General features: G+C 70.3%; 23 protein-coding genes. 5 read left to right on the top strand and 18 right to left on the bottom strand.

Annotation, left to right across the window (positions count from 1 at the left end; translation table 11 throughout):
* The first annotated feature begins 290 nt into the window (after nt 1-290).
* Together ASC98_RS07115 and ASC98_RS07110 are read left to right on the top strand one after the other, a co-directional pair.
* The gene (locus ASC98_RS07115; RefSeq protein ID WP_082542017.1) at nt 291-1,445 is read left to right on the top strand and encodes a sensor histidine kinase; all 1,155 of its coding nucleotides are present in this window, start codon (nt 291-293) and stop codon (nt 1,443-1,445) included.
* On the top strand, nt 1,442-2,227 hold the full coding sequence (locus ASC98_RS07110) for a LytTR family DNA-binding domain-containing protein (protein ID WP_056806651.1): 786 nt from the start codon (nt 1,442-1,444) through the stop codon (nt 2,225-2,227). Before ASC98_RS07115 ends, ASC98_RS07110 begins: the two co-directional genes overlap by 4 nt.
* A 21-nt stretch (nt 2,228-2,248) precedes the next feature.
* On the opposite strand, the gene ASC98_RS07105 is transcribed toward ASC98_RS07110, so the two are convergent.
* Both ASC98_RS07105 and ASC98_RS07100 read right to left on the bottom strand, forming a co-directional pair.
* Nucleotides 2,249-2,461, bottom strand: a complete 213-nt coding sequence (locus tag ASC98_RS07105) for a hypothetical protein (RefSeq protein WP_056806648.1) — start codon at nt 2,459-2,461, stop codon at nt 2,249-2,251.
* A 145-nt stretch (nt 2,462-2,606) separates the two neighbouring features.
* Nucleotides 2,607-4,427, bottom strand: a complete 1,821-nt coding sequence (locus ASC98_RS07100; RefSeq protein ID WP_056806643.1) for an aminopeptidase P family protein — start codon at nt 4,425-4,427, stop codon at nt 2,607-2,609.
* Nucleotides 4,428-4,781: 354 nt separating this feature from the next.
* Here ASC98_RS07100 and ASC98_RS07095 point away from each other — a divergent pair, with 354 nt between their 5' ends.
* On the top strand, nt 4,782-5,651 hold the full coding sequence (locus ASC98_RS07095) for a hypothetical protein (RefSeq protein WP_056806641.1): 870 nt from the start codon (nt 4,782-4,784) through the stop codon (nt 5,649-5,651).
* Here ASC98_RS07095 and ASC98_RS07090 read toward each other — a convergent pair.
* Nucleotides 5,575-5,904 carry a darcynin family protein gene (locus ASC98_RS07090; protein ID WP_056806638.1) on the bottom strand — a complete coding sequence of 110 codons (330 nt, stop codon included), beginning with the start codon at nt 5,902-5,904 and terminating at the stop codon, nt 5,575-5,577. The two genes, ASC98_RS07095 and ASC98_RS07090, sit on opposite strands and share 77 nt — an antisense overlap.
* A gap of 116 nt (nt 5,905-6,020) precedes the next feature.
* On the opposite strand from ASC98_RS07090, the gene ASC98_RS07085 reads away from it, so the two are divergent.
* On the top strand, nt 6,021-6,650 hold the full coding sequence (locus ASC98_RS07085; protein ID WP_056806635.1) for a TetR/AcrR family transcriptional regulator: 630 nt from the start codon (nt 6,021-6,023) through the stop codon (nt 6,648-6,650).
* A gap of 181 nt (nt 6,651-6,831) precedes the next feature.
* Nucleotides 6,832-7,167, top strand: a complete 336-nt coding sequence (locus tag ASC98_RS07080; RefSeq protein WP_056806633.1) for a hypothetical protein — start codon at nt 6,832-6,834, stop codon at nt 7,165-7,167.
* On the opposite strand, the gene ASC98_RS07075 is transcribed toward ASC98_RS07080, so the two are convergent.
* The 15 genes from ASC98_RS07075 to ASC98_RS07005 form a co-directional block, all read right to left on the bottom strand.
* Complete coding sequence (locus tag ASC98_RS07075; RefSeq protein WP_056806630.1) at nt 7,159-8,124, bottom strand: ABC transporter permease; 966 nt, start codon at nt 8,122-8,124, stop codon at nt 7,159-7,161. The genes ASC98_RS07080 and ASC98_RS07075 overlap by 9 nt on opposite strands.
* Nucleotides 8,117-9,112: an ABC transporter permease gene (locus tag ASC98_RS07070; RefSeq protein ID WP_056806628.1), complete on the bottom strand. Its 996-nt coding sequence runs from the start codon at nt 9,110-9,112 to the stop codon at nt 8,117-8,119. Before ASC98_RS07070 ends, ASC98_RS07075 begins: the two co-directional genes overlap by 8 nt.
* Nucleotides 9,109-10,626, bottom strand: a complete 1,518-nt coding sequence (locus tag ASC98_RS07065; RefSeq protein ID WP_056806625.1) for a sugar ABC transporter ATP-binding protein — start codon at nt 10,624-10,626, stop codon at nt 9,109-9,111. The genes ASC98_RS07070 and ASC98_RS07065 overlap by 4 nt, the downstream gene beginning before the upstream one ends.
* A gap of 64 nt (nt 10,627-10,690) precedes the next feature.
* A complete protein-coding gene (locus ASC98_RS07060) occupies nt 10,691-11,827 on the bottom strand; it encodes a sugar ABC transporter substrate-binding protein (RefSeq protein ID WP_082542018.1) in 1,137 nt (378 codons plus the stop codon).
* 145 nt (nt 11,828-11,972) lie between these two features.
* Nucleotides 11,973-12,416, bottom strand: a complete 444-nt coding sequence (locus tag ASC98_RS07055; RefSeq protein WP_056806619.1) for a prepilin-type N-terminal cleavage/methylation domain-containing protein — start codon at nt 12,414-12,416, stop codon at nt 11,973-11,975.
* A 3-nt stretch (nt 12,417-12,419) separates the two neighbouring features.
* Complete coding sequence (locus ASC98_RS32085) at nt 12,420-12,782, bottom strand: prepilin-type N-terminal cleavage/methylation domain-containing protein (RefSeq protein WP_056806615.1); 363 nt, start codon at nt 12,780-12,782, stop codon at nt 12,420-12,422.
* A 217-nt stretch (nt 12,783-12,999) separates the two neighbouring features.
* Nucleotides 13,000-14,790: a pilus (MSHA type) biogenesis protein MshL gene (locus ASC98_RS07045; RefSeq protein ID WP_082542019.1), complete on the bottom strand. Its 1,791-nt coding sequence runs from the start codon at nt 14,788-14,790 to the stop codon at nt 13,000-13,002.
* A complete protein-coding gene (locus tag ASC98_RS07040; protein WP_056806609.1) occupies nt 14,787-15,179 on the bottom strand; it encodes a hypothetical protein in 393 nt (130 codons plus the stop codon). The genes ASC98_RS07045 and ASC98_RS07040 overlap by 4 nt, the downstream gene beginning before the upstream one ends.
* Complete coding sequence (locus tag ASC98_RS07035; RefSeq protein ID WP_056806606.1) at nt 15,176-15,832, bottom strand: hypothetical protein; 657 nt, start codon at nt 15,830-15,832, stop codon at nt 15,176-15,178. Before ASC98_RS07035 ends, ASC98_RS07040 begins: the two co-directional genes overlap by 4 nt.
* The gene (locus ASC98_RS07030; protein WP_056806604.1) at nt 15,829-16,419 is read right to left on the bottom strand and encodes a PilN domain-containing protein; all 591 of its coding nucleotides are present in this window, start codon (nt 16,417-16,419) and stop codon (nt 15,829-15,831) included. The genes ASC98_RS07035 and ASC98_RS07030 overlap by 4 nt, the downstream gene beginning before the upstream one ends.
* A 13-nt stretch (nt 16,420-16,432) precedes the next feature.
* On the bottom strand, nt 16,433-17,485 hold the full coding sequence (locus ASC98_RS07025) for a hypothetical protein (RefSeq protein ID WP_056806601.1): 1,053 nt from the start codon (nt 17,483-17,485) through the stop codon (nt 16,433-16,435).
* Between the two features lies 1 nt (nt 17,486).
* Nucleotides 17,487-20,516, bottom strand: a complete 3,030-nt coding sequence (locus tag ASC98_RS07020) for a DUF6701 domain-containing protein (protein ID WP_056806597.1) — start codon at nt 20,514-20,516, stop codon at nt 17,487-17,489.
* Nucleotides 20,513-20,998 (bottom strand): agglutinin biogenesis protein MshP, encoded by a 486-nt coding sequence (locus ASC98_RS07015; RefSeq protein ID WP_157598019.1) that lies wholly within the window; start codon nt 20,996-20,998, stop codon nt 20,513-20,515. Before ASC98_RS07015 ends, ASC98_RS07020 begins: the two co-directional genes overlap by 4 nt.
* Complete coding sequence (locus ASC98_RS07010; protein ID WP_056806592.1) at nt 20,979-21,836, bottom strand: prepilin-type N-terminal cleavage/methylation domain-containing protein; 858 nt, start codon at nt 21,834-21,836, stop codon at nt 20,979-20,981. Before ASC98_RS07010 ends, ASC98_RS07015 begins: the two co-directional genes overlap by 20 nt.
* Nucleotides 21,814-22,395, bottom strand: coding sequence for a hypothetical protein (locus ASC98_RS07005; protein WP_056806588.1), 582 nt, complete (start codon nt 22,393-22,395; stop codon nt 21,814-21,816). The genes ASC98_RS07010 and ASC98_RS07005 overlap by 23 nt, the downstream gene beginning before the upstream one ends.
* Between the last annotated feature and the right edge of the window lie 2 nt (nt 22,396-22,397).

Raw genomic sequence — 22,397 nt, 5'->3', positions numbered from 1 at the left:
CTTTCATTTGGGCTCAAATGAAAGTGACTCGCCCGCCGGGGCGAGANAGCGGGCCAGAACGAACCGTATGGTGTGTGTTGAGGCCCTTTGCTTTGGTTACTTTCATTTGGGCTCAAATGAAAGTGACTCGCCCGCCGGGGCGAGACCCGGCGCGGCCTCACGCAGTGAACCAGCCCCAGCCCTCACGCAGTGAACCAAACCCCCCACCCACCCCTACCGATCCGTCGTCCGTCGCATCCCCGCCCCCCGGCCCTTCCGGCCCGGCGATTCCCGCCGTATCGTGGCACCCCATGAAACCCGCTTCGCCCGCCACTGACGCATCGTCGCCGCCGGCGCCCCCCGTCCGGCACCTCGCCCGCCTGTGGGCCTCGCTGACGCCCCGCCGCATCGCGATCAACCTGGTGGTGGCGACCGTCGCCGCGATCGCGCTGAACCCGATCTTCGACACGCCCTTCCTCAGCGTGTGGGGGCGCAGCATCTTCGTCGGCCTGATGCTGCTGGTGGCCTTCGACATCGCCGGGCACTGGCCGTCGCGCTGGCTGCCGCGCTGGGTGGTGCAGGTGGCGGCGGTCGTCATCACCGCGCCGGTGGCAACGCTGGTCGCCTACCTGGTCATGGTGCAGGGCGACGTCACCAGCTTCCAGCGCAACGAAGGCCTGCTGTGGGGCTTCTTCTCGATCGCGACCACCGGCCTGGCGGTCGGCCTGACGCTCGCGCTCGGCGCGCTGTACCGCGAACGCGACGCGCAGGCCCGTTCGCAGGCACTGGCCTTCGAACTGGAACGCAGCACGCTCGAGAAGCAGGCGCTCGACGCGCGGCTGCGCCTGCTGCATGCGCAGGTCGAGCCGCATTTTCTGTTCAACACGCTGGCCAACGTGCAGCAGCTGGTCGAGTCCGGCTCCGAACGGGCCGGCCCGGTGCTGAAAAGCCTGATCGCCTACCTGCGCGCCGCGGTGCCCAGCCTCTCGCAGAGCAGCAGCACGCTGGGCCACGAGATCGGCCTGGTGCGCGCCTACCTCGACCTGATGCGCATGCGCATGCCCGACCGGCTGGCGTTCGACGTGTCGATGCCGCCGGCGCTGGCCGAGCTGGCGTTTCCGCCGATGGCCCTGCTGACGCTGGTCGAGAACGCGGTGCGCCACGGCATCGACCCGAGCGAAACCGGCGGACGCATCGAGGTCGGCGCGCGAGCCGATGCGCAGCAGGCCCGCGTCGAGATCTGGGTGCTCGACACCGGCGCCGGGCTGGACGACAAGGCGGTGCCCGGCACCGGCCTGGCCAACCTGCGCGAGCGCTTGAAGGCCACCTACGGCGATGCGGCGCAGCTGCAGCTCGCCGACGAGTCGCCGCACGGCTTGCGCGCGACGCTGCTGCTGCCCGATCCGCGTCCCAATTTCGACGGTGCCGCGGCCGTCGCAGGCGCAGCAGCAGGAGCGACCCGATGACCCAGCCCACCGCACTGATCGCCGACGACGAACCGCTGCTGCGCGAGCGGCTGCGCGGGCTGTTGCAGCGGCTGTGGCCGGCGCTCGAGATCGTTGCCGAAGCGCGCAACGGCCGCGAGGCGGTCGAGCTGTTCGACCAGCATGCGCCGCAGGTGGTGTTCCTCGACGTGCACATGCCGGGCTTGAACGGTGTCGACGCAGCGCGCTCGATCGCGCGGCGCGCGCTGGTGGTGTTCGTCACCGCCTACGAGCAGTACGCGGTGACGGCGTTCGAGCAGGGCGCGCTGGACTACGTGGTGAAGCCGTTCGACGAGGAGCGCCTCGCCGACACGGTGCAGCGGCTGCGCGAGCGGCTGGCCGGCCCGCCGGCGGCCGCCGACGACGACCGGCTGCAGGCGGCGATCGAGAAGATGTCGGCCGAACTGCGCCGCCAGGCCCCGGCGCAGCAACCGTCGGGCTGGCTGCAGTGGATCAAGGCATCGGTCGGCAACAGCGTGCGGCTGATCCCGGTCGAGCAGGTGGCCTACCTGCGCTCGGACGAGAAATACACGCTGGTGGTGTGGGAGGGCGGCGAGGCGCTGATCCGGCGCACCATCCGCGAACTGGCCGACGAGCTCGACCCGGCGTGCTTCGTGCAGGTGCACCGCTCGGTGATCGTGAACCTGCGCCAGGTGGCGCAGGTGGTGCGTGGGCCGAACGAGACGGCCGACGTGCACATCAAGGGCCGCAGCGAGCTGCTGCCGGTGAGCCGCAGCTTCGTGCACGTGTTCCGGCACATGTGACGGCCGGCCACGCGAGGCCGGTCATTCCATCGTCGTGCGCACGGCCTGGGTGGCTTCGGCGACGCTCTGCACGCGCTTGCCGGTGATCGTGACGGCCGGCATCGTGATGACGTCGGCGCTGGCTTGCTGCGTCGTGCTGCTGCGGCCCTCTTCGACCATCGCGGTCGCGATGGCCAGCGTGGCGGCGATCAGCATCGTGAAGGTCAGCAGCGGGGCGAAGGTGCGGTCGAACATGTCGGTCTCCAGCGGGGGGTGTCGTTGGAGTGAACTCTAGGCACCGGTGCGCCCCAGCGACAGCGCGCTGAGACGAAGCGTCGAAACACGGGGACAGGCTGCGGGCCGGCGTGACGAGGCGCGCCGTCCGCCGCCCCGTCCCGGGTCAGATCGGCTCGGTGCGCTCGACCAGCCAGGCCAGCGCCGCGCCGCTCACCAGCGGCGACAGCCGCTCGCGCACCACCCGGTGGTAATCGTTCAGCCACGCCACCTCGTCGGCGCGCAGCAGGCCGCGGTCGATGCAGCGGGTGTCGATCGGGCACAGCGTCAGCGTCTCGAAGCCGAGGAAATCGCCGAACGCGCCCGCCTCGGGCGTGTCCACCGGCACGTTCAGCACCAGGTTCTCGATGCGCACGCCCCACTGGCCGCCGCGGTACAGCCCCGGCTCGATGCTGGTGATCATGCCGGGCTCCATCGCCATGTGCGGCTCGGGGATGGCCTTGCTGATGCTCTGCGGGCCCTCGTGCACGTTCAGGAAGTAGCCGACGCCATGGCCGGTGCCGTGGCCGTAGTCGAGGCCGTGCTCCCACAGCGGCGCGCGGGCGATCGCGTCGAGCATCGGCGACAGCGTGCCGCGCGGGAAGCGGGTGCGGCTCAGGGCCAGCGTGCCCTTCAGCACCAGCGTGTAGTCGCGCCGCTGCGCCGCCGAGACGGTGCCGATCGGCCAGACGCGCGTGATGTCGGTCGTGCCGCCGAGGTACTGGCCGCCGGAATCGATCAGCAGCAGGCCGTCGCCCTCGATCACCGCATGCGATTCGGGCGTGGCCCGGTAGTGCGGCATCGCGCCGTTGGCGTTGAAGCCGGCAATGGTGTTGAAGCTCAGGCCGACGAAGCCGGGCCGGCGTGCTCGCGCGGCGGTCAGCTTCTCGTCGATCGTCAGCTCGGTGATGCGTTCGCTCCTGTGCGGATCACGCAAGGCCTGCTCGAACCAGGCGTAGAACTCGCACATGGCGGCGCCATCTTCAGCCATCGCGTCGCGCACGAAGGCGGCCTCGGCGCTGCTCTTGCGGCTCTTCAGCAAGGTGCTCGGGTTGATGGCTTCGACCACCTTGACCGCCGCCGGCACGTTCTCGCGCAGGCCCAGCGTGATGCGGCGCGGGTCGATCAGCAGCGTCGTGTCGGCGCCCAGGCGGGCCAGCGCGGCGGCCGCGTCGGCATAGGGCGCGAGCTCCACGCCGTCGGCGGCCAGCACCGCCTGCAGCGCCGGCGGCACCTTGCCGGCGCCGACGAACAAGGTGGCGCCATGCAGGCCGACCAGCGCATGCGCCAGGAACACCGGGTTGTAGCTGACATCGGCGCCGCGCAGGTTGAACAGCCACGCGATGTCGTCGACGGTCGACACGAAATGCTGGTTCGCACCGTGGCGCGCCATCGCTTCGCGCACCTGGGCCAGCTTGGCGCTGCGGGCCAGCGGCGCGTGAGGCGCCGCATGTTCGTGGACCGGTGCGTCGGGCAGGCCGGGGCGTTCGGGCCAGACGTCGTCGAGCAGGTCGAGGTCGGTGCGCAACGGCACGCCGGCGCGGGTCAGTGCGGTGCGCAGCTGCTGCGCGGCGGCCAGGCCCAGCACGGCGCCGTCGACCGACACCGCCTGCCCGGGCGGTACCTGGCTGGCGAGCCAGTCGATGTGGTGGGTGGCCGCGCCGCTCGGGATCTTCACCAGGTCGATGCCGGTGCCGGCCAGTTCGGCCTCGGCCTGCACCCAGTAGCGGCTGTCGGCGAACAGCGCGGCCCGCTCGGTGGTGACGACCAGCGTGGCCATCGAACCGGTGAAGCCCGACAGCCACTCGCGGCCCTGCCAGCGCCCCGGCAGGTACTCGGACAGGTGCGGGTCGCTCGACGGCACGAGCAGCGCGGCCATCTGGTGCTGCTTCAGGGCGTCGCGCACGCGCTCCAGGCGCAGGCGGATCGGGGAGGTGCGGGTGTCCATGGGGTTCGGCTCCGGTCGGGACCCGCACGCGTCCCGGGTCGGGAGGCCAGCGGGGGGAGCGCCGATTTTAGGGCCTGTTAACACGACGGGAAGGCCCGCGCCGGTGCCTGCCAAGGCGCTGGGCAAGGCGCGATGCGCGGCCCGGGCTTGCTGCCCGGGCAAGCATCGCAACGCGGCCCAGCGCCTTGGCAGGCACCGGCCCGAAGGGTGAGTCACGCGAGCCTTCCCGTCGTGTTAACAGGCCCTAGGCCCGGGCAGGGTTTACACCGGGCAAAGCAGGCGTGCAGCCGAGGGGCATCTGCAACTTCTCTTCGCAGTTGCCGCGCAATCTCGGCAGCGCCCCCAGGAGATGCCATGCCGTTCGACCCCCGGATCGAGAAAGAAGCCTTCCTGCATGCCGACCGTGCGCTGCTGCGGCAGCTTCTCGACACCGAATTCAAGACCTGGCGCCCGATGGGCTACCTGGCCTCGACCGTGCTGCACAAGCTGGTGTACTGCTGGCTGGTCGACCTGCACGACGAGATCGCGCCGGTGTTGCCGCGCGTGATCGGATGGCTGGCCCATGCCACCGCCGCGGCGCCCGTCGAGCCGGCGCGCGACGAGCCGCGCGGGCCGCCCCTCAACCTGCACGCGACGCTGGCCATCGCGCGCTGGCTGCACAGCGGCGATGCGGCCCGCGACGACTGGCGCGCCGCGCGGGGTGCGCAGCCCGGCTGGCACGCCAGCCTCGCGCGTGGCGAGCGCCGCACGACGCCCGGCCAGATCGCGCTCGACGACTACCTCGCATGGTGTGTGCAGTCCGGCGACCACGCCGTGGGCATCGAGTTGATCGAGAGCCAGCTGGCGCTGCGCGCGTCGGCGCCGGCGCATGCGGTGCTGACGCGCCTGCCGCGCCCCCGCGAGTTCGCCTATGCGATCTGCCTGCACCATGTGCGCGGCCGCTTCGAGCCGGCCGAGCTGTTCGAGGCCGGCAAGCGCATGCTCGGCGGCTGCCTGGACGAAGCCTGGCTCGCCACCGGCGAATCGCTGCGGGCGGCGATGTGGCTGAAGATCGTCTACGCGGACCTGGCCGCGCCGCTCGGCCTGGCCGCCGCCAGCCCGCTCGACGCGGTACGGCGCGCGCACGACCACCTGGCGTCGGCGGCGCTCACAGCGCGCACGATTGCGACACCGCGAAGTCGTCTTCTCGCCAGCACTCGCCGTGTGTCGGGATCACGTCGATGACCTCGAAGTACGGCAGCCCGAAGTACTCGCAGCGGTGCAGCGCGTCGACCGCGGCGTGGTACTCGTCGAGGTCGGGTGTCTCCCAGACCGCGACCTCGGCGCACTGGGTCTCCCAGCGCGATTCGCAGGTCGCGAACTGGCGCACCCGCAGTGTCGGGAAGCCCTGGAACACCAGCACCAGCATGCGTTCTCGGAACGCGGCGCGCTGCTCGGCGTCGAGCGAACGCCAGTGGTGGGTGGCTTGCAACAGCATGAAGAAAGTGTGGACTCTTGGCATGGCGAGCGTGGGTATGGAGTTGACGCAGCGAAGCGCCTTGCCGACACTATGCGAGTTTTTATTCGTATTTGAAACTCGCATTTCAGCCGCCGATGTCCGCTCCCCAGAATGCCACCCTGATCCCCCGCAAGGCGCCACGCCAGGCCCGGTCGCGGGCCACCGTCGACGCGATCCTCGATGCCGCGGCTCGCGTTCTGGTGCAGCGCGGCTACGCCGCGACCACGACGAACGCAGTGGCCGAGGTGGCCGGCGTCAGCGTCGGCTCGCTGTACCAATACTTCCCGAACAAGGATTCGCTGATCGCCGCGCTGCATGACCGGCACGGCCGGCAGATGAGCGCGCTGCTCGACGCGGCGCTGCTGCAGCACCGCGGCTCGACGCTGCCCGAGGCGCTGGCCGGTGTGATCGAGTCGGCCGTCAAGGCGCACCAGCTCGATGCCGACCTGCACCGCGTGCTCGAGAAGCAGGTGCTGGGCCTCGACCCGTTCCCCGGCGAGGACGACTCCGCCGACGAGATCGAGCGCCGCCTGCGCGGGCTGCTCGAAGCGCACCGCGCCGAGATCGTCGTCGAGGATCTGCGGCTGGCCACCTACATGCTGATGCACGCGGTGCACGCGCTGATCCACGCGGTGGTGCTGGAGCGGCCGAGCGGTGTGTCGGTGAAGGCCGCCACGCGCGAGACGGTGCGCATGGCGCTGGCCTACCTGACGGCGCGGTTGTGAGCCGGTGTGGAACCGGCGCGCTGCAGCCGCCACTCAGTCGGCATCAGAACGCGCGAGGAGATCGGCAATGCGTGGAGCACAGCGGCTGACGCGAGCAGTACATCGTTGGGCACAGGGGGTCGAAGGGCCGACCGAGCATGAAAGAAGGCCACCGCTGTTCATCGCCAGGGTCACGACGGCGATGGACGGCGCCAGCGAGCTGATGGAACGCCTGTTTCCCACCGAGCCGAGTCGCGTCGCGGTCAGCGGGATGGTGGCGATCGGCTCGCTGACGCTGACCGGCGTGCTGTTCCACGCCCTGGTCGAAGGCGATCCGGCGGCCGCCGACGGACAAGCCGACGGCGACCTGACACCGCTGCGCGACGCGCTCTTCATCGTCGGCGGGCTCATCACGCTGTTGGCGGGGTTGGCAAGTGGCTACGCCTGCTTGCACGCCACGGTGAGGCACTGCGTGAACTCGACCACGCCTGGGGAGAGCGACGACGCGACCGAGTCGGTGTCGTCCGAGTCAACGTGACGGCGCCGCGCGCCCGTACAGCAGCAGCATCGCGACGATCACGCCGCCGTAGATCAGGTGCCGGCCCCATTCCTCGATCTGCATCACCGACAGGATCGACTGCAGCAGCGTGATCAGGATCACGCCGGCGACAGTGCCCAGGTAGTGCCCGCGCCCACCGAGGATCGAGGTGCCGCCGAGCACCACCGCGGCAATGGCCGGCAGCAGGTAGGGATCGCCCATCGCCTGCGCCGCCTTGCTCGCGTAGCCGGCCAGCAGCACGCCGCCGAAGGCCGACAGTCCGCCGGCCACCGCAAAGGCGGCCATCACGACCAGCCGGGTGCGCGCGCCCGACAGGTAGGCGGCGCGCTCGCGGTTGCCGATCGCGTAGACGCAGCGGCCGAAGGTGGTGCGCGTCAGCACGAACACCGCCCCCGCGCCGACGGCCGCCCACACCAGCAGCGCGTTCGGAATGCCGAGCAGGCTGTGGCCGGTCGCGATGAAGCGCATCGCCGGCGACGACGCGTCCTGCGGCGAGAAGCCGCCGGTGTGCACCACCATCAGCCCCTGCGCAACGGCATTGACCGCCAGCGTGACGATCATCGACGGGATGCGCAGGAACGCGACGCCGAAGCCGTTCAGCAGCCCGAGCGCGACGCCGCAGGCGATGCCGAACGGGATCGCGAACGCGCTGCCCCACGACCCCCAGCCGGTCGCGGCGGTGGCCATCATCCCGCCGACCGCCACCACCCATGGCACCGACAGGTCGATCTGCCCGAGCAGGATCACCAGCATCGCGCCGGTCGCGATCACACCGAGGAACGACGCCACCTTCAGCTGCTGCAGCAGGTACTCGGGCGACAGGAAGCTGCTGCTGTAGAGGCTGCCCAGCAGCAGCAGCGCGACGATGCAGCCGAAGGCCGATGCGATGGGCCCCCCGATCGGGCTGCGCAGGCGCTCCACCAGGGCGCTAACCATACAAGTCGAGCCGGTTGCGCAGCTTCAGCAGGCGCAGCGCGCCCAGGCAGATCGCCGCGAACAGCACCACGCCCTGGAACAGCGGCTGCCACAGCGGTTCGAGGTTGAACACGAACAGCAGGTCGCCGATGGTGCGGAACATCAGCGCGCCGAACACCGCGCCGACCGCGCTGCCGGTTCCGCCGAACAGCGACACGCCGCCCAGCACCACCGCGGCGATCGAGTACAGCGTGTAGGTGCTGCCGTTGGCCGACGAGGCCTCGCCCGAGTAGGTGATGCAGGTGACGAACAGCCCGGCCACCGACGCCAGCAGGCCGGACAGCAGGTAGGCGGTGAACTTGGCGCGCCGCACCGGCACGCCCGACATGAAGGCCGCCAGCTCCGACGAGCCGACCGCCGCCGCCGCGCGCCCGATCACCGAGCGGCGGTACGGCAGCCACACCGCCAGCACCAGCGCGAGCAGCAGTGCGAGCGCGGCCGGGATACCGCCCGGCAGCTGGCCGGTCAGCGCGTCGGCCAGGCCGTCGTTCACGTCGCCGCCCGGCACGCGGCGCAAGGCGAGCGCGATGCCGAAGAAGGCCGAACCGGTCGCGATCGTCGCGACGATCGGCTGCAGCCGGCCGACGATCACGATCAGCCCGTTCAACGCACCGCACGCGCAGCCGGCCGCCAGCACGCCGGCCACGCCGAGCGCGGTCTGCAGCGGCGTGCCGACGACGAGGTGCGACGCGAGGCAGTTGGCCAGCACCAGCACCATGCCGACCGACAGGTCGATGCCCGAGGTCAGCACGACCAGCGTCTGCGCCATCGCGACGATCGCCAGCAGCACGCCCTTGTTGGCCGCGGTGGTGGCGACGTTCGCGTTCAGGCCGGCCGGGTGGTTCGCGGCATAGACCACGAACATCGCGACGAAGCCGGCGAACGCGAGCAGCGTGCCCTGGTGCTCGCGCAGCAGGTGCGGCCAGTCGCCGGTGCGGGCCCGCGTCATGCCGCCGCCACGTCGAGCGCCGCGCCGACCAGCGCGTGCTCGTTGATCTGCGCCCCCACGAGCTCGCGGCGGATGCGGCCTTCCACCATCACCAGCACGCGGTTGCAGCAGCCGACCAGCTCGTCATGGTCGGTCGAGTAGAAAAGGATGGCCGCGCCGTCGTCGGCGAGGCGGCGCAGCAGCTGGTAGATCTCCTGCTTGGTGCCGACGTCGATGCCGCGCGTCGGGTCGTTCAGCAGGATGATGCGCGGCGCCATCATCAGCCACTTGCCGATCACCAGCTTCTGCTGGTTGCCGCCCGACAGCGAGCCGGCCGCGACGTCCATGCCGTCGCAGCGCACCGCGAGCAGGGCCATCATCCGCTCGACCGCCGCACGCTCGGCGCCGCGGTCGATCACGCCGCCGGGCGACAGCGCACCGAGCGCCGCGAACGACAGGTTCTCGCGCACCGACATCGGCAGCATCAGGCCCTCGGTCTTGCGGTCTTCGGGGATCAGCGCCATGCCGATGCGCGGCTGCTTCGCGGCGTGCGGGCCGGCGACCGGCGCGGGCCGGCCGTCGATCAGCAGCTCGCCGCGGCAGCCGCGCAGCACGCCGAACAGCGCCAGCAGCAGCTCGCGCTGGCCCTGGCCGTCGAGCCCGCCGAGGCCGACGATCTCGCCGGCGCGCAGCTGCAGCGAGATGTCGGCGAGGCGGTGCGTCCAGTGCAGGCCGCGCAGGTCGAGGCGCGGCGGTGCGGCATCCGCGGCCGGCGCGGTCGGCCGCGCCGGCTTGTCCGGGAACACGCCGCTGTAGGTCCGGCCGATCATCAGCTCGACGATCTCGGTGTCGGTCTTCGTGCCGGCGGCGAAGTGCGCGACGCTGCGGCCATCGCAGAACACCGTGCACTCGTCGGCGAGCTCGGCGATCTCGTGCATGCGGTGCGAGATGTAGAGCAGCGCGAGGCCGTCGGCGCGCAGCCGCTTCAGCACCGCATAGACCTGCGCGACGTCGGCCGCGGTCAGCGCGGAGGTCGCCTCGTCGAGGATCAGCAGCCGCGGGCGGCGCGCCAGCGCCTTCGCGATCTCGACCATCTGCCGGCGCGACAGCGACAGGTCCTTCACCAGCGCGAGCGGGTGGATGTCGGCGGCGCCGGCGCGCGCCAGCGCCTCTTCGGCCTGGCGGCGCTGCGCGCGGCGATCGATGAGACCCCAGCGGCGGGGCGGTGCCTGGAGGAACAGGTTGTCGGCCACCGACAGGTCGGGGATCAGCGACAGCTCCTGGAACACGCAGACGATGCCGGCGGCGTTGGCCGCCGCCGGCGACGCGAACGCGACCGGTTGGCCGTCGAGCAGCATGCGGCCCTCGTCCGGCGCCGCGACGCCGGCGATCAGCTTGATCAGCGTCGACTTGCCGGCCCCGTTCTCGCCGAGGATCGCGTGGATGCGGCCGGGCTCGACGCGCAGGTCGGCGGCCTGCAGCGCATGCACGCCGCCGTAGCGTTTGCTGAGGCCTTGAATGTCGAGAAGGCTCATGCGTAGCCCGGATGCCAATCCGGGGTGGGGCCTGTGTTCGACGAATCCCGGATTGGCATCCGGGCTACTTGTTCGTTTCGGATTGGCCCATGATTTCCTGGGCGGTGAAGTTGATGCCGCAGCTCGGGAACGCGTTGCCGACGAAGAAATTGTCCGACTGCGTCGCGTAGAAGTTGGCCCCGTCCTTGAAGCCGGGCTCCTCGACCGTCGACAGCGGCAGCTTGATCGACTGCGGCAGCACCTTGCCTTCGAGCGCCGCGATCGCCACCTTGATCGCCACCGCCACTTGGGCCGGCCCGGTGCCGCCCGACGCGCACTTCAAGCCTTGCCCGGCGTACTTCGCGCAGAACTTGCGGAAGCCGTTCTCGGTCTCGCCGGCGAACGGCACCATCGGGTGCTTCGCGTCGAGCATCGCCTGCACGACGCCGGTGTCGCCGCCCTGCGCGGTGATCGCGTCGAACTTCTTGTGCACCGCGATCGCGTCGGCCGTGACCTTCTGCGACGTCGGGTCGTCCCACTTGCCGATCACCTCGATGGTTTCCCACTTCTTGCCGGAGGCCTTCAGCGCCTGCTGGATGCCGTCGTGCCGGTCGCGGTCGACCGAGGTGCCCGAGACGCCGCGCACCTCCAGCACCTTGCCGCCGTTCGGCGCGTTCTTGATCAGCCACTGGCCCCAGTAGGTGCCGAGGCCCTTCTGGTCGACGTTGACGTTGATCGCCTCCTCGGTGTCGAGGATGTTGTCGAACGCGACCAGCACGACGCCGGCGTCGTTCGCGCGCTTGATCACCGGCTTGAAGGCGGCGGGGTTCTGCGCGTTGACGACGATCGCGTCGAAGCCGGAATCGATGAAGTTGTTGATCGCGGCGATCTGCGCAGCGACGTCTTCGCCGGTCGAGACGACCTTGTACTCCTTCAGCTTCGCGGCCACGTCGGGCTGCGCCGCATAGGCCTTGGCCGTCTTGATCATCTGGATGCGCCAGGTGTTGGCGATGTAGCCGTTCGCGAGCGCGACGCGGTACGGGCCCTTCTTGGCCGGGTACTGGAACAGCTTGGTCGTGCTGCTCCAGGGGGCGAAGCACTGCGGGTCGGAGTTCGCGGTGCTCACCACCTTGGGCGGTGCGGCGAGGGTGGTGCCGCTGAAACTTCCACCGAGGCCGAGCAGCAACGCGAGCTGCAATGAACGAGTGAGGATGAACGCCATGGCCGGGTCTCCTTCATGCAGGTCCCGAGACGAGACCGGGAAGGCAATGTAGCCACTTCGCCGCGGTGCGAAAACTCGGGTGAAACCCGCTCGGTCGGGACAGGGCCTGTCCCGTGGGGGCCGTGGTCCGCGGCGCTCCGGCGCGTCAGTGCACGGCGCCGGTGTCGTTCTCGACCGTGAAGGTGCGGGAGTAGCTGCCGCCGCTGACGGTGATGGTCAGCGCGGCGCCGGACGAGGTCAGGGCCTGGCCGGTGTTGTTGGCGTTGAAGGTGACGGTGCGTGCGCCGGATTCGGCGATGCAGCTGGGGATGGCCGACGGGCAGGCCAGCGTGGCGAGGGCGGCGCCGCTGACGTAGGCGAAGCTGGCGCCGGTGGCGGTGATCGTCGCGATCACCGGGCGGCGCTGCGTGGCTGCGAGACGCTGCGCGGTACGCAGCTGGTTCTGCAACTGGTCGCCATAGGCCCGCAGGCGCCACATCGTGGTGTCGACCATGCGGGGCAGGGCGACGACGGCCAGCGTGCCGGTCAGGACGATCACCATGATCAGCTCGATCAGCGTGAAGCCCTCGACGGCGTGCAGGCCGCGCATCGCTCAGGTGCCCATCGCGGTGAACGTGGCCGACGTACCGTTCGTCGTGTGGCTCAAGGCGCAGGTGCTCATCGTGGTACCGGAGGCGACGCTCGAAGCCGCGACCGAGTAGCTGGTGGGCAGGCCGCCCTGGAGCAGGCCCTTGACGTCCTGGCAGTCAGCGACCGCAGAACCCTTGCCCATTTGGAAGGCAGCATAGTTGATGGCAGAGGCGGAGCTCAAGGCACCTGCCATACCGTTGGTGGCGGCTTGCTGAGCGTCGGTCTTCAGGTCGACATACTTGGGCAGCGCGACCACGGCGAGCACGCCAAGGATGACGATGACCATCACGAGTTCGATGAGGGTGAAACCAGATTGCTTCTTCATGGGTACTTCCTTTGAAAGGCGGTTGGTGCCAACTGCGTGCCAATTGCGCCGCCAGGTGGAGTCACCTCGAACGACCGGTCGCTGCGGCCGGGCACGATTGCCTGGGTTCGCTTGGCTGGCAGGTGAATGCTGACGAGCGACTTGGGAGAGAGCATGCAGATTCGCGAGCGGATCTCGACCGGATTGCAAACCATTGCAAACCCAGCGGTGAAGCCGCTCAGCGCGCCGCCATCTTCTTCGCCGACCCATCGAGCGTGATCACGCGGCGCTGGCCTTCGATCTCGTCGAGCGAAGCCCGGCTCTGCTCGGTCAGCCGCTGCCAGTCGTCGGGCCCGCGGATGATGGTCGGCTTGATCAGCACCACCAGCTCGCGCTTGCGGCCGGCGTTGACGCGGTTGTTGAACAGCGTGCCGGTCACCACGTTGCCGCTGGCCCCGGGCAGGCCCGAGTTCTGGCGCGACGACGCCATCTGCATCAGCCCGCCGATCGCGACGATCGCGCCATCGGGGATGCGCACCACGGTGTCGGTCTCGTTGACGCTGCTGGACGCGAGCGGCAGCTTGTAGGTGCCGATGGTGCCGAGGTCGATCTGCTTGGTCTTCTCGACCACCGACGTCACCGACGGATGCACGTGCAGCGTGACCATGCCAGCCTCGTCGATCTGCGGCGTCACGTCGAGTGCGATGCCCGAGAAGAACGCGGTCAGCGTCAGCGTCGGCAGCGTCGTCGTGCCGGTGCTCGTGCTGGTGCCGGTGGTGATGCTGCCGCCCGACACGTTGGTGACGAAGTAGTCGTCGGTGCCGACCTTCAGCACCGCCTTCTGGTTGTTCAGCGTCGCGACGCGCGGACTCGACAGGATCTGCATGTCGCCGTGCGTCTCGAGGAAGCCGAGGATCGACTGGAAGCCGCCGCTCGCGATCGCGAGGCCGGTGGCGCCGCTGCCCGAGACCGGCAGGCCGATGGCGTCGGCCAGCGCCGAGGTGCCGCTGGACAGTGTCGGCAGCCCGTTGGCATTGCCGGTCAGCGCATTGCCGGCGGCGCCGCTGCTCTGGCCGATCGAGAAGCGGTTGCGCAGCACCGACCAGTCGATGCCGTTCTGGAAGCCGTCGCGCAGCTCGACCTCGATGATCTTCGCCTCGAGCATCACCTGCCGCTCCACCGACGCCCGCGTGCTGCGCAGGAAGGCATCGACCTGGCGCAGCTCGTCGGGCATCGCGCGCACCGCGATCGTGCCGGACTGCGGGCTCGCGATCACGTTGCGGCCGGCGGTCGTGCCGACCATCGCGCGCAGCGCCTCGGTGGTCTCGGCCCAGAAGTCGCTCTTCGAGCTGGTCGACACCTGGCTGCCGTCGCTGTCGCTGCCACGCGAGCGGCTGCCGTTCGATGCCGTGCTGCCGTTGGAACCCGTGTTGTTGCTGCTGCCGTTGTCTCCGCCGGACGACGCCCCCGAGCTGATGCGCGTGTCGCTGCGCCCGCTGCGCTGGGTGTGCAGGTAGTTCACCATGAAGATGCGCGTCTGCAGCGTCGGCGGGAACACCGTGACGCGGCGGCCATCGATCTTGTAGTCGTAGCCGTAGACCTCGCGCAGCGATTCGAGCGCCTCGCGCATCGTCACGCCCTTCAGCGTCGCCGAGATCGTGCCGCCGACGTCGGGGTGCATCAGCATGCTGTAGCGCGAATCGGTGACCAGCGACAGGAACACGTCGCGCACCTGCGCACCGTTGAGGATCAGGTCGAAGCGCGCTTCGGACGGCGGCGTGGGCGCTACCGGTTTCGGCGCCGGCGCCGGCGCCGGCGCCGTGTCGGGCGTGGACACCGGCACCGACGGCGGACGCTGCGCGAGCGCTGCGGCGAGTTCGGCCTGCAGGTGGGCGTTGGGGCTGGCGGTGCGCAGCGGCTGGTCGGCGCAACCGACCAGCCCCAGGGCCGGCAACAGGGCTGCGCACAGGCTGGACATCCAGCGGGGGCCCGGGCGGCCGGGCCGCCTCACTGCTTGGATCGGGTTCATCGCGGGACATCCTTTGTCGTCTGGCGGGTGGGGGAAGAAGCGGAAGGTGCGGGAGAGTCGGCGGCCGCACGGCGTGTCACGCCCGGGTACAGCGGCACGCGCTGCGCGCCACGGGCATCGCGCAGCCACACGGCATCGCCGTCGATGCGCTCGATGCGGCGCTCGCCGAGCAGGTCGCCCACCGACAAGCGGCGGCCCTGGTCGACCAGGTAGCGGGTCGTGCCGACGACGACGATGTGGCGGGGCGCTGCGTCGCCACGGTCACTCGGCGCGCTGGCGGCGGAGGCTGGCTGCGCAGACGCGGGCGGCTGCATCGGGTCGCGCGGCGGCTCGGCCGCGGCGGGCAGGGCGGCGACGGCCAGCGCGCAGATTGGCAGCAGGAACTTCATGGCGCAGCCTCCACCAGGTACAGGCGCAGCGCGAGCGACGACGGCGCTGCCGCGTTGCCGCTGAGCTTCAGCGTGTCCCAGCGCAGGCCGGGCAGCGCGCGCTCCAGTTCCGCCAGGTAGTCGACCAGGTCGACGTAGCTCCCGCTCACGCCGAGGTCGACCCCCTGCCAGCGGATGCCGGTTGCGCTGCCGGCCGGGGTGCCCGACGACGCGGCGAGCGCCGGCGCGGGTGCTTCGGCCACGGTGGCGACCTTCAGCAGCGTCAGCCGCTCGTGCCGTGCCAGCGTGCGTTCGAGCAGCTGCGGCAGCGTGGGCCGCTCACCGCTGGTCGCGCCCAGTCGCGCGATGTCGGCATCGACCGCCTGCTGCCGCGCCTGCCACTGCGTGACCTCGCGGCGCAGGCGGGCCACCGGCGAATCGTCGCCGGCGTGGCTGGCCGCGTCCAGCTGCACGCGCAGTGCGGAGAGCTCGGTGCGTTCGCGCTTCACGCGCTCGGCCAGCTGCTTCTGCTCGGCGATGGCGGGCGACAGCAGCACGGTGTCGGCAGCGGCCACCACCAGCGTGGCGGCCGAGACGAACAGCATGCAGCGCTCGCGCAACCCGAGGGCGTCGATGCGGCGCGCCCAGCGCTTCCAGGTGTCGGCGATCTTCATGGCCGCACTCCGGACTGGACCAGCGCGAAGCGCCAGTGATCGCCCGCCTGCTCGACCTTCAGCGTCGTGAGCGTCTGCCCGGCCAGCAGCGGTTCATCGGACAGCGCGGCGATCCACGGTTTCAGCGCCGCCGGATCGAGCGTGCGGCCCGAAAGCGACAGCTTGCCGTCCTGCAGCGCGATCTCGTCGAGCCAGGCTGCCGCCGGCACCGTGCGGGCGACCCACCGCAGCCGCGCCGAGTGGCTGCGGCCCTCGACGACGCGGCCCCGCATCAGCTCGGCCAAGGTCCGCTCGCGTTCGCCCACCCGGCTCTTCAGCGCCTGCAGACCCTGCTCGAGGCTGGTGGTCTGCACAGCGGCGGCGGGGTTGGCGGCGATCGCCTTCTGCAGCGACTGCCGCTCGGCGGCGTGCTGTCGCGAGAGGGCCTGCAGCTCGCTGTCCAGCGCGGCACGCTGGAAGGCAGCCCAGGCGCAGGTGGCCAGCGTGCCGGCCACCACCACTGCCAGCGATTGCGCGATGGTGCGCGCGGAAAAGTGCCGATGCGCGGTCAGCAGGACCGGGCGGTAGAGGTTGATCTGTTGGGGCATCGTCGACCTCGGCTCAGAGCGGGTTGCCGTCGCGCAGCAGCGCGCCCAGCAGCGGCAGGCACTGGCGGGCCAGCGCGGCGCTGCCGCGACAGGCCTGCTGCAGGCCATCGAACGCCGGGCGCGGATCGAAGGGTGCGACCGGCAGGCTCAGCTGCTGAGCCAGCAGCCCGACCAGCGCCGTCGTGTGCTCGCCGATGTCGACGCTGAGCGCAGCCAGCGGCAGTTCGGGCCACGAGCGCTCCCACAGGTCCAGCGAGCGCTGCAGGTCGAGCACGATGCGCGGCGTGTCGGCGGCAGCGGCGTCGAACGTCGACTCGGCGCCGTAGTCGATGAAGTCGGGCATGTCGCTGCCACCGCCCGGGCCGCCGTCCAGCGGGATCGGCTGCGACAGCGGCTGGACCAGGCCCGGCAAGGCCGTCGCCATCGCCCCGTTCCAGTCGAAGCGTCGCGCGACGAACAGCTCGCCTTCGGCACTGATGGTCAGCAAGCACTGGTCGCCGTGCTTCATCAGCAGCGCCTGGGCGCGATCGGTGCGGCCGGCGGCGCGGGCGATCGCATGCTGCAGGTTGCGCTGCGCCGTTTCGCGGATGTCGATCGCGCCGAGCTGCAGCCCGGCCGATTCGCACGCGGCCGCGATGCGTTCGACGACGCGGGTCGGCGTGGCGGCGACGAAGGCCTGCTTCGGCGCGCGCGCCCGCCCGTCGCCGACCAGCATCACGTCCAGCGTCAGGTCGTCGACGTGGCAATCGACCAGGTCCTTGATGCGCCAGCGGGCCGCCGATTTCAGTTCTTCGGGCGGCACCGCGGGCGCCTCGATCTGCAGCAGCGGGCACTGGTCGAGCGGCAGCAGCGCGACGATCGAGCGCATCGGCAGCCCGAGCGCGCGCAGCTGCCGGCCCAGGTCCTGCGGCCGCCCGGCGTCGAACGGCAGCGTGCCGCAACGCAGCACCTTTCGCGGCGACGTGGCGGTGCCGCCGTCGGCCGCGTGGGCAAACACGAGCTGCGAGCCTTCGAAGGCGAGCGCCATCGAATCGGCGGGTGCGGGCTTGCGCCAGGTCCAGAGCATGTCAGTGGTTCTCGCGTTGGTCGACCAGCCGGTCGGTGCCGTGGAACACGCCGTACGCAGCGCGCGCGGCGGGGTCCTTGCCGTAGCCGCTGCCGCACCAGCCGCCGCGCAGGAAGGCGAGGCCGGCGCCAGCCGTCGCCGCCCTGCCGGGAGTCCACGGCTGCAGGCAGGAGGTGTCGGTGGTGGTGCTGTCGAGGCTGAGCGCAACGTCGACCGTGCCGCTGTGGTTGCCGGACGGCGCGGACAGCAACAGGCTGGTGACGCCGTAGGCGACCAGGATGCTGCCGTTGGTCACCGTCGTGTCGGCCGCGGTCAGCGTCTTGCGGTGGTTGCCGAAGTTCACGCTCGCCGGCGGCACCGAGGTGCAGTGGTCCGACGTGTTGGTCTGGAAGCTGCCGTCCGTCCAGTACTGCGCCGTCAGCGGCATGTTCAGCACGCGGCCCTGCGAGCCGACGGCGTTGGACAGCTTCAGCCTGCCATACCGCAAGGGCACGGTGGTCAGCAGGGTGCGGTCGTTGCCGATGACGGTGTCGGTGTCGAGGTTGTAGCTGCTCATCGCGACGCCGTCGCTGTCGACCGGCGCGATGCCGAAGCTCGCGGTGAACGGCCCGTCAGGGGTGGCGCCGCGTTGCGCCGCCGCCGTCAGGGTCACGTTCGACGCGATGCCGCCCGAGGATCCTGTGCCCCAGCTGCCGCTGGCGATGCCGAGCGCCAGGCGAGGTGAACTGCCGGAGGTCAGGAAGCGGGTGCTGCCGTCGACGCCGCCGAGCTGCCATGCGGTGGCCGACGCCACGTCCAGCATGGCAAAGTTGCCGGTGTAGTTCTTGGTTCTCGTGCCACCGCCGTTGACGGCAGTCAGCGTGAACTTCAGCTGGAAATTCTGGCCGAGGTAGGTGAAGTTCTTGCTGGAGACGCAAGTGATGTCGGACCGGTTCGTCAGCGAGACCGTGCCGACGGTGAAACCGGCCGGCGTGAAGCGCCCGGCGCGCGCCGACTGGACGCCGGATGCGTTGAAGACGGTCAGGCCCAGCGACAGTCCGCTGCCGATGAAGTTGCTCACCGCGCTGGTCGTCGTGAACAGGAAGCTGCCGACCTCGGAGTACTGCAGCGTCCCCGTCGCGCTGCCGCCGCTGAAGCCGGTGATGCTGCCGCCGCTCAGGGTGCCCAGTGTTCCGCCCGTGGGCGTCTGGCTGCCGCTCACGGTCGACAGCGAGACCGTGCTGGTGAACGATGGCGCAAGAAGACCGGCGGTGGTGTTCGCGAGCGTGGCGCCGCTGTCCGGCAGGCCGTCGTCGTTGGCGTCGGTGCCGTTGCTCTTCATCGCGGCGGTCCATCGGTAGGCCCCCGCCGTGGCCTGGAAGTCGACGCCGGCCTTGGCAAACATCCCGTCGGTGTAGGTCGAGCCACCGGGGTTTCCATTGGTGCCCTGCTTCAATCCGCTCAGGACGATCGCGAACGGCCGCACCGTCAGGGTGTTGCTGCTGCCGCTGACGGTCGCGCTCGTCTGGCTCGGCGTGTCGTCCTGCAGGTTCAGGCTGTAGCGGCCGATGTCGGTGGTATCGAGATTGAAGCTCGCGACGCCGGACGTGAAGCTCAGCGTCAGGTTGTTCGACGCGGGTTGCGACGACGGGATGCTCGTCGCAGACACGGTCGGGGCCGTCCAGGTGCCGTTGCTGTCGGTTCGCCACATCTTCAGCGCGCGGCTGCCGGTGTAGTCGGTCGCGACACCGCAACTGCCGGTGCTCGGGTCCTTGCGGATCAGCGACGCGGTGTAGTCGTGCGGACGGCCCGCGACCGCGACATCGCTGCCGCTGATCTTGCTGGAGGCGTCTTCGGCGAACGTGAAGGTGTTGTCGCGGAAGGCCAGCGTGTTCGAAGCGGACACCCCGGAGACAAGGGAATCGGTCACGGTGACGACGACGTCCTGGGCCAGCGTCTCGGCGAGTTTCAGCGTGACGACACCGGCGTCGCCGGCCTTGAACGCGTAGCTTGCCGCGCCGTCGTTCGCGCTGCCGTTGTCGAGCGTGCCGGCGGGCGCCGGCGAGCTGCCGGCGCTCCAGTCGCCGCGGCCGGTCGAGGTGCCGAGCGTGATGCTGCCGGTGTAGCCGGTGTAGGTGTTGCCGGCGCTGTCGACCGCGGTGATCGACACGCTGGCCGGCGCGCAGGTGGACGGGCTGCTGCTGGCGCTGATGTTGAAGTGATTGAGCGAGAGCGCTTCGTTCTGGCAGTGGAACAGGTTGCCGGCGGGGATCGTGACGTAGCTGGACGATCCGGGAGGCTTCCAGCGCAGCTTGCTCACGGCGATGCCGCTTTCCTCGTAGAACTCCAGTGTCAAGGGGATGTAGTGGCCTGCCGTCAAGCCGGTGACGGTGGCGTAGTAGGTGTTGCTGACCGTCAACCAGCGGGAAATGACCTCGATGTCGTTCACGTACAGCCGCACGCCGTTGTCGGCGACGAGCTCGAAATCGTAGGTGCCGGAGGTGGGGACCAGGACCAGGCCGGTCCAGCGGACGGAGAACTGATCGGCCTGGATGCTGCTGTCCGGAGAGCCGAGCGACCAGTCGAAATTGATGGTGCTGTCCAGGCGGGTGAGCGTCTTGCCGGTGAAGTAGGCGGCGGCCGTGCCGTTCTGGTCGTAGTAGGTTCCGACGAGTCCGGCCAGTGGTGCCGCCCGGAACGGCACGCTCACCTGCGCGTTGGCCGCAATGCTGTTGCCGGCCAGGTCGGCCACGTTGTTGACGGTCAAGGTCTGGCTACCGACGGGTGGCGACGACAGCTTCAGGCGCACCGTCCGCTTGTCGGCCATCAGCGTCGCCGATTGGACGGTCGCGCCGCCGCTCAACGCGTAGTTGGCTGTCGCCTGTGCACTGGCGTCGGTGACCTGTTCGGAAAACAGCACGTCGGCTTCGACGCTTCCGCAGCGGGTGGTGGATGCCGATGTGATCCAGGGCTTCGTGGTGTCGGCGGCGTGCGAAGGCAGCGCCGTGCAGGTCACCGCCAGAGCGAGCAGCAGACGCAGCGGCAGTTTCATCGCACGAGCATCCAGGTGAGTTGCCGCTCGACATAGGTGTCGCTGACGGCGCCGGTGGCCGGGCAGCTGCCATTGGAGGGCGCGTTGCAGGCGTTGGCGACCACGGTCCAGAAGGTCAGCTCGGTGGCGCCGTCGCTGGCCGTGCCCGGCGCCGTGCCCGGCGTGCGCGAACAGGTCAGCGTCACGGTGAAGCCCGCCAGGTTGCCGCCGGGCACGATGCTGTTGGTGGCCATGCAATCGCCGGTCAGACTGCCGACCTTGCGCTGCCAGTACGCCCACCACTCCAGCCCCGCCCGGGCCGCCTGGTAGGCGCGTGCCGACTGCAGCCCGGCCGCCGGTGCCACGTGCTGCTGCCGGCTCACCGAGGCCAGCGCCGCGCCGAGCGCGGCCAGCACGACGAGGATGAACACGACCGACACCATCGAGAATCCGGTGTGCGTCGCGCGGCGGTCCGCGCCGCGTTCAGGGCACGTTGGCGACATGGGCTTCATGGTGCAGCGTGATGCTTTCGGTGCCGGAGGTGGTGGTGGTGGCGAGGGTGAGCTGCAGGCTCACGAGCCCGGCGCTCATCGCGACGACCGCGCCGTCGTAGGCGAAGCGGCAGGCCGTGACGCCGGTGGCCAGCACGCTCGACGTGCCGCCGGTGGGCGGGTCCGGCTGGCTGGCCTGGAAGCCGTAGCCGCTGTAGCGCGTCACCGTTCCGGCAGACAGGTTGCAGCGGTAGGTCACCGGGGTGTCGACCGCGAACACGCGGTACGGCGACGCGAAGTCCAGCAGCGGCAGGCCCGCCAGCGAACTCATCGTGATCAGCGTGGCCGGCCCGGCGGCATTGGTCGCGGTGCGGCGGTTCGAGTCCGCCTGCTCGGTGGCCGTGCCGTTCGGTGCGTAGGCGTCCGAGCCGGTGATGCCGCTGCCGAGGTTGAAGAAGACCAGCTGCTGCGCGCTCTTCAGCGTCAGCGCCGGCCCGATCAGGTCGAACGAGGTGTCGATGCTGCCGAACACCAGCGGGTCGCTGCCTTCGGTGCGGTAGCGCGCGGCACCGGTGGTCGGGACCAGCTCGACCGCCAGCCCCGATGCGGTGACGCGCACGCTGTTGGGCAGCGCTGCGCGCAGGTCGCGCGTGATGCGGCGCAGCGCCGCGTCGGCCGCGTCCACCAGGTCGGCGCGCGCGACGGTCGAGAGGTAGAGCCGGACCGGCTGCACGATGAAGTTCGCGACGATGCCGGCCAGCACGCCGGTGATCACGATGACCACCACCGCTTCGACCAGCGTGAAGCCGCGGCTGCGGGCCGCCGCGTCAGAGGGCCGGTGACCACGCATAGAAGCTCCTGTAGCCGTCGAGCGACAGGCTGTTGCCGTCTGGGCTGGTCACGGTGACGGTGATCTTCAGCACCACGTTGTTGGCCGCCGTCAGCTGATAGAAGCTGTTGCCGAGCGCCGCCGCGGCGACCGCCACCGAGGCCGAGTAGCCCGACAGCGCCGCGATCGGCGTGTTCGTGATGTCGACGATGCCGTTCATCGCGTAGCCGTTGTAGTCGTTGACGTTGTCGAACTGCGGCGATGCGAAGCGTGTCTCGCCCGCCTCCGGTCCCATCGCTTCGGGAAGGGTCGTGCAGGCGGCCGTGCTGATGGCGTTCGCCGCTGCGTTGGCATCGTCCGGATCGCACCAGGTGTACGGCATCAGCTCGATTTCCTCGAGCAGCGATTCGGCGATCGCCAGCGCCTGGCGCCGCTGCAGCGGGTCGGCGCTGTGCGCACCGGCCTGGATGAACACCCGCAGCACGCCGGCCAGCGCGGCGCTCAGCACCACCATGAACACGACCAGCTCGATCAGCGACAGGCCGGTCTGGCGGATGGGGTGGAAGGGCAGGGTGCGCATGC

Origin of the sequence: Rhizobacter sp. Root1238, assembly GCF_001425825.1 — a bacterium.
Lineage (GTDB): Bacteria > Pseudomonadota > Gammaproteobacteria > Burkholderiales > Burkholderiaceae_C > Rhizobacter.
This window is presented reverse-complemented; position numbering and strand designations above follow the sequence as displayed.

Coding starts and splice junctions, on each gene's coding strand:
- ASC98_RS07070 (WP_056806628.1), bottom strand. CDS start 9,112: ATGACGCGGGCCCGCACCGGCGACTGGCCGCACCTGCTGCGCGAGCAC.
- ASC98_RS07090 (WP_056806638.1), bottom strand. CDS start 5,904: ATGCTGTTGCAAGCCACCCACCACTGGCGTTCGCTCGACGCCGAGCAG.
- ASC98_RS32085 (WP_056806615.1), bottom strand. CDS start 12,782: ATGAAGAAGCAATCTGGTTTCACCCTCATCGAACTCGTGATGGTCATC.
- ASC98_RS07055 (WP_056806619.1), bottom strand. CDS start 12,416: ATGCGCGGCCTGCACGCCGTCGAGGGCTTCACGCTGATCGAGCTGATC.
- ASC98_RS07060 (WP_082542018.1), bottom strand. CDS start 11,827: ATGGCGTTCATCCTCACTCGTTCATTGCAGCTCGCGTTGCTGCTCGGC.
- ASC98_RS07015 (WP_157598019.1), bottom strand. CDS start 20,998: ATGTCGCCAACGTGCCCTGAACGCGGCGCGGACCGCCGCGCGACGCAC.
- ASC98_RS07100 (WP_056806643.1), bottom strand. CDS start 4,427: ATGGACACCCGCACCTCCCCGATCCGCCTGCGCCTGGAGCGCGTGCGC.
- ASC98_RS07115 (WP_082542017.1), top strand. CDS start 291: ATGAAACCCGCTTCGCCCGCCACTGACGCATCGTCGCCGCCGGCGCCC.
- ASC98_RS07025 (WP_056806601.1), bottom strand. CDS start 17,485: ATGCTCTGGACCTGGCGCAAGCCCGCACCCGCCGATTCGATGGCGCTC.
- ASC98_RS07095 (WP_056806641.1), top strand. CDS start 4,782: ATGCCGTTCGACCCCCGGATCGAGAAAGAAGCCTTCCTGCATGCCGAC.
- ASC98_RS07035 (WP_056806606.1), bottom strand. CDS start 15,832: ATGAAGATCGCCGACACCTGGAAGCGCTGGGCGCGCCGCATCGACGCC.
- ASC98_RS07045 (WP_082542019.1), bottom strand. CDS start 14,790: ATGAACCCGATCCAAGCAGTGAGGCGGCCCGGCCGCCCGGGCCCCCGC.
- ASC98_RS07020 (WP_056806597.1), bottom strand. CDS start 20,516: ATGAAACTGCCGCTGCGTCTGCTGCTCGCTCTGGCGGTGACCTGCACG.
- ASC98_RS07110 (WP_056806651.1), top strand. CDS start 1,442: ATGACCCAGCCCACCGCACTGATCGCCGACGACGAACCGCTGCTGCGC.
- ASC98_RS07080 (WP_056806633.1), top strand. CDS start 6,832: ATGGACGGCGCCAGCGAGCTGATGGAACGCCTGTTTCCCACCGAGCCG.
- ASC98_RS07105 (WP_056806648.1), bottom strand. CDS start 2,461: ATGTTCGACCGCACCTTCGCCCCGCTGCTGACCTTCACGATGCTGATC.
- ASC98_RS07010 (WP_056806592.1), bottom strand. CDS start 21,836: ATGCGTGGTCACCGGCCCTCTGACGCGGCGGCCCGCAGCCGCGGCTTC.
- ASC98_RS07040 (WP_056806609.1), bottom strand. CDS start 15,179: ATGAAGTTCCTGCTGCCAATCTGCGCGCTGGCCGTCGCCGCCCTGCCC.
- ASC98_RS07075 (WP_056806630.1), bottom strand. CDS start 8,124: ATGGTTAGCGCCCTGGTGGAGCGCCTGCGCAGCCCGATCGGGGGGCCC.
- ASC98_RS07005 (WP_056806588.1), bottom strand. CDS start 22,395: ATGCGCACCCTGCCCTTCCACCCCATCCGCCAGACCGGCCTGTCGCTG.
- ASC98_RS07085 (WP_056806635.1), top strand. CDS start 6,021: ATGTCCGCTCCCCAGAATGCCACCCTGATCCCCCGCAAGGCGCCACGC.
- ASC98_RS07030 (WP_056806604.1), bottom strand. CDS start 16,419: ATGCCCCAACAGATCAACCTCTACCGCCCGGTCCTGCTGACCGCGCAT.
- ASC98_RS07065 (WP_056806625.1), bottom strand. CDS start 10,626: ATGAGCCTTCTCGACATTCAAGGCCTCAGCAAACGCTACGGCGGCGTG.